Annotated in this window: 11 protein-coding genes; 7 read left to right on the top strand and 4 right to left on the bottom strand. The window is 71.3% G+C overall.

Annotation, left to right across the window (positions count from 1 at the left end; translation table 11 throughout):
• Positions 1-209: 209 nt before the first annotated feature.
• Positions 210-779, bottom strand: coding sequence for a tudor domain-containing protein (locus tag G4D87_RS21545; RefSeq protein WP_163783944.1), 570 nt, complete (start codon positions 777-779; stop codon positions 210-212).
• A gap of 259 nt (positions 780-1,038) precedes the next feature.
• Between G4D87_RS21545 and G4D87_RS21540 the strand changes: the two genes are divergently transcribed.
• Positions 1,039-1,536, top strand: a complete 498-nt coding sequence (locus G4D87_RS21540; RefSeq protein WP_163783943.1) for a hypothetical protein — start codon at positions 1,039-1,041, stop codon at positions 1,534-1,536.
• Positions 1,537-1,580: 44 nt separating this feature from the next.
• Positions 1,581-1,979 carry a hypothetical protein gene (locus G4D87_RS21535; protein WP_240358477.1) on the top strand — a complete coding sequence of 133 codons (399 nt, stop codon included), beginning with the start codon at positions 1,581-1,583 and terminating at the stop codon, positions 1,977-1,979.
• 462 nt (positions 1,980-2,441) lie between these two features.
• Here the strand turns inward: G4D87_RS21535 and G4D87_RS21530 are convergent, their stop codons facing one another.
• Genes G4D87_RS21530 through G4D87_RS21520 form a run of 3 tightly spaced genes read right to left on the bottom strand, consistent with a single transcriptional unit; the run spans position 2,442 to position 8,157 of the window.
• Positions 2,442-5,567 (bottom strand): efflux RND transporter permease subunit, encoded by a 3,126-nt coding sequence (locus G4D87_RS21530; protein ID WP_163783941.1) that lies wholly within the window; start codon positions 5,565-5,567, stop codon positions 2,442-2,444.
• The gene (locus G4D87_RS21525) at positions 5,564-6,751 is read right to left on the bottom strand and encodes an efflux RND transporter periplasmic adaptor subunit (RefSeq protein ID WP_163783940.1); all 1,188 of its coding nucleotides are present in this window, start codon (positions 6,749-6,751) and stop codon (positions 5,564-5,566) included. The genes G4D87_RS21530 and G4D87_RS21525 overlap by 4 nt, the downstream gene beginning before the upstream one ends.
• Before the next feature lie 5 nt (positions 6,752-6,756).
• Positions 6,757-8,157 carry a TolC family protein gene (locus G4D87_RS21520; protein ID WP_163783939.1) on the bottom strand — a complete coding sequence of 467 codons (1,401 nt, stop codon included), beginning with the start codon at positions 8,155-8,157 and terminating at the stop codon, positions 6,757-6,759.
• Between the two features lie 216 nt (positions 8,158-8,373).
• On the opposite strand from G4D87_RS21520, the gene G4D87_RS21515 reads away from it, so the two are divergent.
• From G4D87_RS21515 to G4D87_RS21495, 5 genes are all read left to right on the top strand, one after another.
• Positions 8,374-10,323 carry a putative metal-binding motif-containing protein gene (locus G4D87_RS21515; RefSeq protein ID WP_240358476.1) on the top strand — a complete coding sequence of 650 codons (1,950 nt, stop codon included), beginning with the start codon at positions 8,374-8,376 and terminating at the stop codon, positions 10,321-10,323.
• Positions 10,324-10,344: 21 nt separating this feature from the next.
• Positions 10,345-11,043 (top strand): ABC transporter ATP-binding protein, encoded by a 699-nt coding sequence (locus G4D87_RS21510; RefSeq protein ID WP_163783937.1) that lies wholly within the window; start codon positions 10,345-10,347, stop codon positions 11,041-11,043.
• Positions 11,044-11,155: 112 nt separating this feature from the next.
• Entirely contained in the window at positions 11,156-11,929 is a 774-nt protein-coding gene (locus tag G4D87_RS21505; protein WP_163783936.1) for an MlaE family ABC transporter permease, read from the top strand.
• Entirely contained in the window at positions 11,926-12,672 is a 747-nt protein-coding gene (locus tag G4D87_RS21500) for an MlaE family ABC transporter permease (protein ID WP_163783935.1), read from the top strand. Before G4D87_RS21505 ends, G4D87_RS21500 begins: the two co-directional genes overlap by 4 nt.
• Before the next feature lie 13 nt (positions 12,673-12,685).
• Positions 12,686-13,244, top strand: a 559-nt coding sequence (locus G4D87_RS21495; RefSeq protein WP_163783934.1) for an ATP-binding cassette domain-containing protein, incomplete at its 3' end; no start/stop codon positions are given.

Here is a 13,244-nt window from a genome sequence, read left to right as displayed (position 1 = left end):
CTCCAAGCCCTCGCTACCGACGCCCCCTTGGCCAGCGCTGACTCAAGCCTTGTTGCCCGGCGGCGCGCTTGCCCATGCCCGAGACGAGGGTCCACCTCTTTGCTCGCGTAGCCGCGCAAGGCCGTCAGTCACGCGCAGCAGGAGCCCCGGGCCCGGATTCGCGACGCTGGAGACGCCTGGGTTCATGCATCAACAGTGTATCATGAAGCTCATTCGCAGGAGCGGCGGCACGCCCCCACGCACTTCGCCTTGTTCCTGGCGCCCTTGCAGTTGCCGTTGCACGCGCGCTTGCACTGGGTGACCGCCGCGGACGCCCCACTCTCCTCGACGTCGCCCCCTTCATCGCTTTCAGCTTCTTCAATCGGCTTCAGGTCGGCGCACAGCGCCCAATCCACGTCCTTGTCGTCGAACTGGATGTGCGCGAGCTTGCCGTACACCTCATCGACCGTGCCATTGGTGAGCGTGATGGCGGTGCTCCAGCGGGCCCGGACGCGGTCGCCCACAGCGGCGTCGCAGGTGTCCTCCTTGGGGGGATGCGACACGGCGCCCTGGGGTTCGATCTCCTTGAGCAGCGCCCAGCCGACGTTGGTGTCGGCGAAGCGCAGCCTGGCCAGCTTGCCGTACACCTCGAGCACCGTGGCCTTCTGCTTCTTGCGCTTGCCGAGCGGCGCCTTCACTTTCGCACCCTCTGAGAATTTCTCGCCCGCGAGGTCCTCAGCCGTGAGTTCGGGTTGGCTCTTCGAACACGAGAGGAGAGACAGCAGACACAACGCCACCACGGGCCTGATGAGATTCATGACGACGAACCCTACGTCAGCTTTTCAACGTGTCGCCACGCATAACTGAAACGCGGCGTGTTGCGTGAGGCGGGTCAAGAAGGACCGAGACGCAAGGATTCCGCAGCCGTGTGGGGGCCCGGCAGGATGCTCTCCCAAGGAAGCGCGATTGACGCACGCCACTCTAAATTCGAGCAGTTCGGGCCGAACCCGTGAGAGACTTTCCTGACAGACGCAATCCCTCTCTCCGGGAGAAAACAACGTGCTTCGTTCCGCTGCTCCGAGGTCATCCCTCTTATTGCCGCTGGCCACCCTGCTGGTGGCGCTCGGTGCCCTGCTCGCCGCGCCGCCCGCCTGGGCGGACACGCCGGCCAAGCCCACGAGCAAGCCCGTTGACCGGCACTACATCCGGAAGGTCCTCCCCTCCAAATTCCCCGCCAAGGACAAGAACACCGTCATCGAGTCACGCGTCGATGTCAGCCGGGATGTGAAGGAGATCAACGAGGGCAAGGCCAAGCAGGGCAACGCGTCCGGGACGGTGACGTGGACCCTCAACAAGCGGACCTATGGCGCCCATTCGAATGGCACGCTGTTCCCCATCCGGGGCGCCGGGTTCCATGAACTGAACCGCGGCGCCTACAAAGCGCTGGAGGTCTACAACAAGTTCAAGGACACGCCGCGCGCCAAGGAAATCATGGACAAAATCGGCATCCCGCCAGCAGATAGGAAGGCAGCGCTCAAGGCGCACAAGGCAGGCTGAGAGGGAGAACCATGCATCCCGAACGACTCATTCTTGGATTTCTCATGCGCGGCGAAGTGGGCGAGGAGCGCCTCTTCGAGAGCATCGCCCGCGCCCTCGGGGTGCCTCACGAGGAGGTGGCCCGCTTCGACGTGGACGGCCCCGCGGATGCGGCCGTGCTCGTCGAGCGCGCGCTCCGGCCCGCGGGCTTCCGCACGGACGTGTCCCTCTACGCCGATGTCACCCGCGCCAGCGGCGCCCGTGGGCTCACCTCCGTGGAGGTGGCCACGCGCGTCTCCGCACTGCTCGGGGAGGAGGCCATCGTCTCGCCTCCCGCGGACGACCCCGCTGTCGCCGTCACCTGGTTTCTCGTCACCCCCGACGGCAAGCGCTTCCGGGCCAGTGAGGCCTCGCTGGACGAGGACTCCGTCGACATCGACCGCTCCACGCTCCGCCCTGAATAGCGCGGGCGCCGCGCGAGGTGCGGCCGGAGCCCCACTCCGGCCGCTCCGCTCGCGGTGCTCGACACCAGCGCATCCGCGACGTTATCGCTGAACGTCCAACGTCCGCTGGAAGAACGCCACCGCCTCCGCGTTCGTGCGCGCCTGTGAGGCCGCCCGCGTGCCGCGGCGTGACATCCCGGCACAGCATGGCCGCGACCTTGAAGCCCAGCTCCGTGCACTCGGGCAGGAAGGTGAAGTGGGCCGCGTCGTCCAGCGTCACCGTCGTCGCGTCTGGCAGCAGCTTCGCCAACTGCAGGCCGTGCTGGGCGTGGGGCATGAGCTCGTCCCCCTTGGCGAGCACCAACGTCACCGGCACGTCGATGTCCGCCACGTCCCGCGCCTCGCACCACAAGGAAAAGGCCACCGCGGCGTCACGAAGACGTCCGCGATGGCCCCCGCGTCAAGGACGACGCGACGTGCCGCCTACCCGTGCGCCGCGGGCCGGGGCTCCTCACCGTGCCCCGGGTGCTGGGGCGGCTCGTGGCGCTCCTCGTCCTTCTTGCCGAACCGCTCCCCCAGCCGCGTCTTGATGCGGTCCGCCACCACGTAGAAGGCGGGCACCACCAGCAGGCTGAGCACCGTGGACACGGACAGTCCGCCGAGCACTGCGATGGACATGGGCGCGCGCGTCTCCGAGCCCGCCCCCAGCGCCAGCGCCGCTGGCACCGCCGCCATCATCGTCGCCGTGGACGTCATGAGGATGGGCCGCAGCCGCACCGGCCCCGCGCGCAGCATGGCCTGCATCGCGTCCGCGCCGCGCTCCCGCTCTTGCAGCGCGTAGTCCACCAGGATGATGGAGTTCTTCTTCACGATGCCCATGAGCAGCAGCAGGCCAATCATGCTGAAGATGTTCAGCGTGGTGCCCGTGGCGAACAGGGCGAAGGCCGCGCCCGCCACCGACAGCGGCAGAATCGTGAGCACCGTCACCGGGTGCAGGAACGAATTGAACTGCGCCCCCAGCACCATGTAGGCCACGCCAATCCCGAGGATGAGCGCGAAGAACAGGCTGCTCATCGAGTCCCGGAAGGCCACGCTGGCGCCACCGGCCACCACGCGCACGCCACCGGGCAGCTCCTTCGCCAGCCGCTCCACCGTCGCCAGCGCCTCTTCCTGGTTCGAGCCGGGGGCCACGTTCGCGTAGATGCTGATGGCGCGCTCGCGATCCCGCCGGGTGATGGCCTGCAGCGCGGGCCGCTCCTCCTGCGTCACCAGCAAGGACAGCGGCACCAGCGCGCCGCTGGCCGTCCGGACCTTCAGCGTGGACAGGTCCTCCGGCCTGGCGCGTTGGCCCTTCATCAGCCGCATGCGCACGTCGATGCGCCGGCCTCCGGTGCTGTACTTGCCCACGCGCACGCCGCCCACCAGCGCGTTGATGGTGGTGGCCACCGACTGGATGGGCACCCCCAGGTCCGCCGCGCGGCCCCGGTCCGGGGTGATGCGCAGCTCCGGCATGCCCAACTGGTAGTCCGTGTCCACGTCCACCACCTTGCCGCTGGCCTGGAGCAGCTCCCGCATCTGCTGGCTGCCCTCCACCAGTTGCTCCCAGTCCGAGCCGCGCACGCTGAACTCCACCGGGAAGCCGCGCTGCGCCGTGAAGCCGCTCTGGGACTGGTCCTGCACCACCGCGCGCAGGCCCGGGTAGCTGTTGAACTCCTTGCGGAGGATCTGCTGGAACTCCGACTGCGGCATGCGCTCGTCGGGCGGCTTCAAGCTGACGAACATGATGCCGGTGTTGACCGCGCCGCTGCCGAAGCCGCCGACGACGGAGAACACGCGCGTCACCTCGGGCCGGTTGCTGGCGAACTCCTCCGCGCGGAGGAACAGCCGGTTCGTCTCCTCGATGTCGCTGCCCACCGCCGTCTGCATGCGCACCAGCAGGCGGCTCTGGTCCTGCGACGGCACGAACTCACCGGGGAGCGCGCGGAAGACGAAGGCGCTGACGCCCAGCAGCAGCACCGCCGCGCCCAGCACCCACCAGGGGCGCTTCAGCCCCCACCCCAGGACGCGCGCGTAGCCGCGCTCCAGCTTCTCGAAGCCCCGGTCCACCCACGCGCCCACCGCGCTGCGGCCCTCGCGCGACGTCTTGAGCAGCTGCGCGCACCGCGCGGGCGCCAGGGTGATGGCCTCCACGTAGGACAGCAGCACCGCCACGCACAGCGTCACGCCGAACTGGAGGAAGTACTTGCCGATGACGCCGCTCATGAAGACGACGGGCAGGAAGATGGCGATCACCGCCAGCGTCGCCGCCAGCGCGGCGAAGGTGATCTCCGCCGTGCCCTCGCGCGCGGCGCGCACCCGGTCCTTCCCTTCTTCGGAGTGCCGGTAGATGTTCTCCAGCACCATGATGGCGTCGTCCACGACGATGCCCACCGCCAGCGCCAGGCCCAGCAGCGTGAAGGTGTTGAGCGTGAAGCCCAGGAAGTAGATGACCGCCACCGTCCCCAGCAGCGACATGGGGATGGCCAGCACCACGTTCATCGTGCTGGACAGCGAGCCCAGGAACACCCAGCACACGAACGCGGTGAGCAGGCACGCGAGCATCAGCTCGAACTCGATTTCGTGGACGCTCTCCTCGATGAACTGCGTCGAGTCGAAGTTGACGCCCAGCTGCATCCCCTCCGGCAGGTCCTTCTGCATCTTGGCCAGCTCGGCCCGGATGCCCTGCGCCACCGCCACGGCGTTGGCGCCGCGCTGCTTCTTGATGCCCACGCCCTGCGCCGGCTCACCGTTGATGCGCGCCATGCGGCGCACGTCCTCGAAGCCGTCCTCCACCAGCGCCACGTCATTCAGGTAGACGGGGAAGCCGTCCTGCTCCCGGACGATGATGCGCCGCAAGGTCTCCAGGTCCAGCGCCTCGCCCATGACGCGGACGTTGACCTCGCGGCCCTGCGTCTCGATGCGGCCGGCGGGCAGCTCCACGTGCTCGCGCTGGAGCGCGGCCGTCACGTCCATGACGGTCAGCCCCAACGCGTCCAGCTTCTCCGCGTCCACCCAGATGCGGACATTGCGCTCCAGCATGCCGCCGAGCTGCACCTCGCCCACGCCCGGAATCGTCTGGAGCTTCTCCTTCACGCGGAAGCGGGCGTAGTCACTCACCACCTGCTGGCTGAAGGGCCCGGACACGCCGACCCAGAGGATGGGCTGGTCCTCCGGGTTGGACTTGGAGATGATGGGTGGGTCGATGTCCAGCGGCAGCCGGCGCTGCACCTGGCTCACCTTCGTCTGGACGTCCTGGAGCGCCAGGTCCACGTTGCGCGACAGGTCCAACTCGACGGTGACCCTGCCGCCGCCCTGGCGCGCGGAGGAGCTGATGGCCGTGACGCCCTCCACCTGCGTCACCGCCTCCTCGATGAACTCGAGGACGTCGCTCTCCACCGCCTCCGGGTTGGCGCCTTCCCAGGTGACGGAGATGTTGATGGTGGGGAAGTCGACGTCCGGGAACTGGCTGATGCCGATACGCTGCGCCGCCACCAGTCCGAAGACGATGGTGGCCGCCATGATCATCCACGCCAGGACGGGCTTCTTGATGCACGCCTCGGTGATGTTCATGGCCGGGTGCCTCCACCGCCGCTGGCGGCCTCGGGCCGCAGGGCGGGCTCGCCGGTGACCTGGGGCTTGGGCGCCTGGGCCACGCGGACGGAGGCCCCCTCGCGCAGGGCCTCGCCGCCGCGCACCACCAGCAGCTCACCGGGCTTCACGCCGTCGCGCACCTCCACGCGGCCATCCGCGGTGCGCATGCCCAGCTCCAGCACGCGCTCGCGGGCCTTGTCTCCCTCCACCACGTAGGCCAGGAAGCCGCGCTCGCTGGCGCGCACCGCCGTCTGCGGAATCACCGGGCTGCCGCCGCGCGTGTCCACCGGCACCGCCACCGTGGCGAAGGCGCCCGGCCGCAGCCGCTCGGCGGCCTCGCCGGTGATCTCCGCCGTCACCGGCACCATGCGGCTGGCGTCGTCCGCGGCGGCGGCCACATGCGAGATCTTCGCCGTGAAGGCGCCGCCCCCCGCCGAGGGGACGGAGAAGCGCGCCGTCATGCCGGGCTGGATGCGGGACACGTCCGCCGCCGGGACGGTGAAGCGCAGCAGCAACGGCTCGCGCCGCAGCAGCGTGGCCAGCACGACGCCGGGCTGCACGTACTGGCCCGTCTGCACCGTGCGCGTCTGGAGCACGCCGTCCATGGGCGCGCGCACGTAGGCGTCCCGCTGGTTGAGCTGCGCCTGGTCCACCAGCGCCTTCGCCGCCGCCACGTCCGCCGCCGCCGTGCGCGCGCGGGCCTCGAAGGTCTCCAACTGCTCGGCGGGCAGCAGGCCGGGGCTGGCCTCGTTCACCGCGGTGCGCCGCTTCGCACCGGCCTCCGCCTCCACCAGCGTGGCGCGGGCCCGCGCCAGCGAGGCCTCCGCGGAGCGCACGGCGATGGCGTAGCGCGCGGGCTCTATCTCCGCGAGCACCTCGCCCTGCTTCACCGTCTGCCCTTCCGCGAAGCGCACCCGCTCCACGGCGCCCGGCACGCGGGCGGTGATCTGCACCCGCTCGAAGGCCTCCACGGAGCCCACCGCGTCCACCACGTACTCCACGTCCCGCGACTCCACCGGAGCCACCTCGACGGGGAACTGGATGGCGGCGCGTGCGCCACCCGCCGGCGCGGCTCCGCCCTTGGCGCCCTGCGCGTCCTTCTTGCAGCCAGCCCCCAGGGCCAGCACGGCCACGGCCAGGCCCAACGTTCCTGCGCGTCGCATTGCCTTCACGGCTCCTTCCCCAATGGGTCGAGTCCAACTGCCGCCCGCAGCCCCAGCAGCGCCGCGCCCAGCGCGAAGCGGCTCTGGGCATACGCCACCTCCGCCTCGAACTGCCGCAGCGAGGCGTCCGCCACCGTCAGCGCCGTGGACAGGCCCTGACGGTAGAGAATCCCCTGCTCCTCCGCGTTCTGCCGCGCGGTGCGGACCGCCAGGTCGCTCTGCGCCAGGGCGGCCTGCGCGTTCTCTAGTGCCACCCTCGCCTGCTCGATGTCCACGTCCACCCGGCGCGTGGTGGCCTGGACCTGGAGCTCCGCCGCCCTCGCCAGGGCCACACGCTCCCGGCGCTCGGCGTAGCGTTCGCCGCCATCGAAGAAGTTCCAGATGAGGTTGACGCCCAGGAAGCCGTCACCCGTGCGGCCCGCGAGGCCGGCCTCGTTCGTGAGGCGGTAGTTCGCGGACGCGCCCAGCGTGGGCAGCAGCCGGGCGAGCGGCTCCTTGGCGCCCTCCTCCAGCGCGTCCACCCGAAGCCGCGCGGCCAGGATGTCCGGCCGGCGGTCCAGGGCCCCATCCGCCAGGGAGGTGTGCGCCTGAAGCGGCCGACTGGCGTCCGACAGCAGCGCGTCCGGCGAGGCCAGCGTTCCCTTCACCGAGGACACCAGCAGGAAGCCCAGCTCCAGGCGCGAGGTCTGCGCGGCGTTGCGCGCGTTGGCCATCTGCACCTCGGCGCTGGCCGCCTCCAGCTCCGCGCGCGTCGCATCGTTGCTGCTGGCCAGCCCCGCCTTGGCGCGGGCCGCCGCGTCCTGGAGCGACTGGCGGGCGAACGCGAGGCGCTGCTCGGCCGCGCGGTACACCTGCTCCTGGGCCAGGGTGGCGAGGAAGGCGTTGGCGGCCTCGAAGCCAATCTGCCGGCGCGCCTCCACGGCCTCCCATTCCGCCGCGTCGCCCTCCCGCCGCGCCGCGCGGTACAGGAAGATGCCGCGCGCGTCGAACAGCGGCATGGAGGCGACGAAGTTGGCGTTGAAGGCGTTGCTGCGCTGGATGACCACCGTCTGGCCACCCACTTCGCGCGTCACCTCATTCAGACGCCGGGTGTAGGTGCCCGTTCCCGTCAGCTCTGGAAAGAAGAAGGCCCGGGCCCGAGCCAGCCGGGCCTGCGCGGCCTCGGCCTGCTGCTCGGCGGCCAGGGCCACCTCGTTGCGCTTCGCGGCAAGCTGCACCGCCTGTTCCAGCGTCAGCGGACCGCCTGCCGTGGACAGCGCCTCCGCGGGCGGGGGCTGGGACGGAGGACTTGCTGGGGCATCCTCCGCGAAGTCGGTGGCCGAGGGCTGCTGTCCCGACGCACTGGACGCGGTCAAGGCGAGCCAGGCGCAGAGGGGCACGGTGATGGCGTGACGAGGTCTATGCATGAACGGGCGGGGAAGGCTCTGGCCTCGGGGGGGCGGTGCGACGCGCCATATAAACGGAGGTGGAGAGAACGGGCTATGACGATTCGGCGGCTGGACGCTGGCCCGCGCGACGGTCTATGGGTTGCGTCGGGTTCTCCTGGGTTCTGTAGCTCACTGTTGAAAGATTGCGGGCGCCGCCAAGCGCCCGGGAATGCTCGGCCGATGCGTTTATTCCTGATGGGTTGCGTTCTTGCGGTGGTGTTCTCCGTTTCCGGCTGCCGGAAGCAGGAAGACCCACCCAATGCCGGCGCCGTCCGCGTCCTCGTCTCGTATGCGACGTTTCGCCCGGGCTGTCTCACGCTGACCGTCACGGACGTGGACGAACCCAGCCGCACCGAGACCGCCGACATCCGGATGGAGCCCTCGGCCCGCAGCGACGTGCGGACGGTGGCCATCCTGGGCCGGGAGGGCTGGAGCCGGAACCTGCGGCTCACCGCGACCGCCCATGAGCGCTCCTGCAACGGGCCCGTGGTGGCACGGCACGAGGTCACCACGCAGGTGCCCACGGTGGGCACCGCGTCCGTGGAGCTGGACCTGCGCGCCCTGGACCTGGATGACGACGGCTACGTCTCCAGCGAAGGGGCCTTCCCTGGCTCGGATTGCGACGACGACGCCCCGGCCATCCACCCCGGCGCGACGGAGCTGTGCGACGGCGTGGACAACAACTGCGTCAACGGCGAGGCGGATGCCCCCGGCGGCGCGACCTACTACCGCGACGCGGACGGTGATGGTTTCGGCGACCCGACCGCCCTGCCCAACCTCTCCTGCACGCCTCCCGCGGGCTATGTCCTGGAGGCCGGTGACTGCAATGACCAGGACCCCGACGTCCGCCCCAGGCAGGCCGAGCTCGTCTGCGACGGCAAGGACGACGACTGCGATGGGTTCACCGACAACGACCCGTTCGACGTGGGCACGCAGTGCCAGACCGAGCAGCGCTGCGCCGGGTTCAAGCAGTGCGCGAGCACCGCGCTGACGGCCTGCGTCAGCAGCGAGACGCCGCGGGAGTGGTTCCAGGACGAGGACGGTGACGGTGAGGCGGGGACCTCCTTGGGGCTCTGGTGCGTCAGCCCGTCGCAGGGTGCCGTGGAGGACGCCACGGACTGCGATGAGAGCTCGCGCTTCGTGTCGAACACGGGCACCGAGGTGTGCGACCGGCTGGACAACGACTGTGACGGGCAGGTGGACGAAGAACAGACGGGCTGCGACACCGAGGCCTGGACGACGACGAACGCGACGCCCGCCTCGGTTACCTGGGACACGGTGGCGGCGTACGCCGGCAACAAGGGCTGGCTGGCGGGACGCGACGGCCGGGTCGCCCACGTCGATGGCGAGACGATCACCCTCGTGGCCGACTGCCCGGGTGAGTGGAACGCCTCCTGGGTGACGAGCGCCGGGCGCGTCTTCCTGGGCTCCGGCGCGGGCACGTTCACCACCCGGCTCCCCACCGACACCGGCCCCTGCGTCGACGTGGCAGGCCCGGTGAGCATCAGCATCAACGGGATGGTGGGCTTCGAAGACGGCAACCGCGTGGCGCTGTACGCGGTGGACAGCCAGGGCCGCATCCTCCGGTGGAACTACGAGGAGGGCGCGCCCACGCAGGCCGCGCCCGAGCAGCTCGTCGAGCTCGGCGGCAACCTCCGGTCCATTGACGGCACCAGCCCACTGACGCTGTTCGCCGCGGGGGCCGAGGAGCAGGGAGGCACCAGCCACCCCGTGGTCTGGCGCGGGCCCACGGAGGACGGCGGCGCCTGGCAGAAGGAGTCTCTGGGCAACGTCGGAGTGCCTGGGTTCCTCCGCGCCATCCGGGTGCTGTCACCCAGCCATGTCTACGCCGGGGGTGACGGCGGCCTCTTCCTGGAGCGCGCGGGCACGGCGTGGAGCGTGAAGCCCGCCATCACCCTGCCATCCGGGAATGCCGCGGACATGCGCGGACTGGTGGCCTTCAGCAGCAAGGCCCTCTACGCCGTGAGCTCCGGGACGAACCACATCCACTTCTTCGACGGCACGGCCTGGAGCCACGCCACGAATCCGTCGCCGTCCAGCCAGATGAACGCGCTGAGCGGGACCGGCCCGGCGGACGTGTGGGCCGCGGGCCAGAGCGGCGCGCTCGTGCGTTGGCGGCCCTGAGGCAGTGGACGAACGGACACCATGGACCTGCGCGCGGACGGCCTCACGGTGCGGTACGGAGCGAGGCAGGTCTTGACCGGCGTGAGCTGCGCGCTGCCGCCCGGGACGCAGGCGCTGGTGCTGGGGCGCTCGGGCGCGGGGAAGACGACGCTGGTGAAGGCCCTGGCCGGGCTGGTGCGGCCCACGGAGGGTTGCGTGCTGTGGGATGGGCGGGATGCGGCGCGGCTGACGGCCGCCGAGCGGCGCGAGCAGCAGGCGTCGTTCGGCATGGTGTTCCAGACGGATGCCCTGTTCGACTCGATGACGGTGCTACAGAACGTCATGGCGCCCCTCACCCGCCGCCACGTCCCGGAGGCCGAGGCCCAGGCCCGCGCCCGTGACGTCCTGCGCGCGGTGGGGCTGGCGGACGCGGCGGACACGCTGCCGGAGCGCCTGTCCGGCGGCATGAAGAAGCGCGCGGGGATCGCGCGGGCCCTGGCGGCGCGTCCGTCGGTGGTGCTGGCGGATGACCCCTTCGCGGGGCTGGACCCGGGCACGGCCCGACAGGTGGCCCGGGTGCTCCTGGACGTGTCCCGGGGCGGCACGCTGCTGGTCGTGTCGACGGAGGCGCCAATGGACCTGCCCCTGCCCCGCTGGCTGTACCTGCGAGGGGGGCGGTTGGTGCATGACGGGCCGCCCGCGCCCGAGTTGGAGGATGCACCGGACGAGGTGCCGGCATGACGCGACGTCCGCGAGGCCCCCGTAGCGCCATGCGGTGCCCACGAGGACGCGGGCCCGTGGCCGTGGAGACGGCCGCGTCCCCGCCGAGCCTGTCCCGGGACGAGGTGCCACGATGGCGCTCCTGACGAAACTCGGGCGCACGGCGCTGGACGCGCTCCGCGGCACCGGCGCGGTCGGACTCGTCGTCGGCCGCACGGTGCTGGCGCTGCCGAAGCTGGAGCGCCGCGAGCTGGGCCGCGCCCTGGTGCAGTTCGGCTATGGCTCCCTGCCGCTCGCCCTGGCCACGGCGGCGCTGGCCGGCATCATCGTGGTGCTGCAGTCGGGCATCTACGTCCAGCGCTTCGGCGCGCGGGCCGTCCTCGGCTGGGCGGCGGGCTACGGCGTGCTGTGGGAGTTCGGTCCGCTGCTGCTGGGCCTCATCATGTCGGCGCGGCTGGGCGCGCGGAACGCGGCGGAGCTGGCGCTGATGCAGGTGGGCGGACAGATTGAGGGGCTGCGCGGCATCGGCCTGGACCCCTTCGCCATCCTCGTCGCGCCTCGCGTGGTGGCCATGGAGGTCAGCATGCTGGCGCTCAGCAGCGTCACCTTCGCGGTGGCCATCCTCTTCGAGTCCGTGGCCGCCCTGCTCGCCCTGGGCCTCCCGGTGCGCGTCTTCTTCGGCACGTTCTCCCAGTTGCTGGGGCCGCTCGACCTCCTGGGCGGCGTGGTGAAGACGGGCATCTTCGGGCTGGCCATCGCCCTGCTGTCCACCACCGTGGGCCTGTCCGCCCGAGGCGGCGCGAATGCCGTGGGACAGGCGGCGGCCAGCGCGGTGGTGCGCGGCTGCGCGGCCATCTTCGTCCTCGACTTCGTCCTCACGTCCGTGCTCGCGGGGTGGATGGGATGAGCGGCGTGCTGACGTTCCTCGGAGCGCCCGTGGTGATGCTGGCGCGCACGGTGCGGGCCTCCACCCGGGACGGCGTGCCCTGGCGTGAGTCCCTGGCGCAGCTCCACGAGCTGGGTGGGCGCAGCGTGTGGCTGGTGATGTCCGGCATGGCCTTCTTCGGCGCGGTGCTCGTCACCATCGCCAACAGCCAGGCGCGGCGCTTCGTGGGCAACGTGGCGGTGCTGGGGCCCGCGTACTTCGAGCTGCTCATCCGCGAGCTGGGCCCGGCGGTGTCCGCGCTGCTCACGGCCTCACGCGCGGGCGCGGCGCACGCGGCCGAGCTGTCCACCATGAGCGTCAACGAGCAGGTGGAGGCCCTGGAGATGTCCGCGGGCGACCCCTACGCGGACCTCGTCGCGCCGCGGGTGATTGCGGGCGTGGTGGGCGTGCCCCTGCTGTGCACCCTGGGCACCATCGCGGCCACGCTGTCCGCGTCGGCGGTGGCGCAGCTCGCCTTCGGCGTGGACGGGCGGGCGTTCATGGACCCGCGCTACGTGGACGGCTGGGACCTGCTGGCCGCCTTCCTGAAGGCCGCGGGCTGCGGGCTCTACATTCCGCTGGCGGCGGCGGTGGCGGGCCTCAAGGCGCGCGGCGGCGCCGAGGCCGTGGGCGAGGCCACCACCGACGGCGTGGTGGCGGCGAGCCTGGGGTGCCTGCTCATCGACCTCGCCGTGTCGCTGGCCTTCCAGCTCTTGCGCCTGTGAGGGAGCCCCGCGCATGACGCCCCTTCCCGACAGCGAGGCCCTGCGGTTCCGGGACGTGCACGTCGCGTTCGACGAGGGGCGCAGGCCCGTGCTCGCGGGGCTCACGGCGGACGTGTCCACGAAGGAGCTGACGTTCATCGCGGGCGCCAGCGGCACCGGGAAGAGCGTGCTGTGCCGGCTGGCGGTGGGGCTGCTGCGCCCGGACGCGGGCGAAGTGACGCTGTGGGGAGCGCGCGTGGACTCGCGGCCCGAGCGCGAGCTGGTGCCGCTGCGGCGCAAGGCCCCCTACCTGGTGCAGGGTCCGGCGCTGTTGGACTGGCGCACGCTCCGGCAGAACGTCTGGCTGGCGGACCCGGCGGCGGCCGTGGACGACGTGGACGCCGCGCTGGCGCAGGTGGGGCTGCTGGACTGGGCGGACCGGCTGCCACCGGAGCTGGGGCCCGGGGCGAAAAAGCGGACGGCCATTGCCCGGGCGTTGGTGCTCAAGCCGCGCTATCTCCTCTTCGACGAGCCGACGACGGGCCTGGACCGGAAGGCGGCGGGCCAGGTGGAGGAGGTGCTCGCGTCACTGA

Origin of the sequence: Myxococcus vastator (assembly GCF_010894475.1) — a bacterium.
Classification (GTDB): Bacteria; Myxococcota; Myxococcia; order Myxococcales; family Myxococcaceae; genus Myxococcus; species Myxococcus vastator.
The sequence above is the reverse complement of the archived record's forward strand: the minus strand, read 5'-3'. Positions and strand labels throughout refer to the sequence as shown.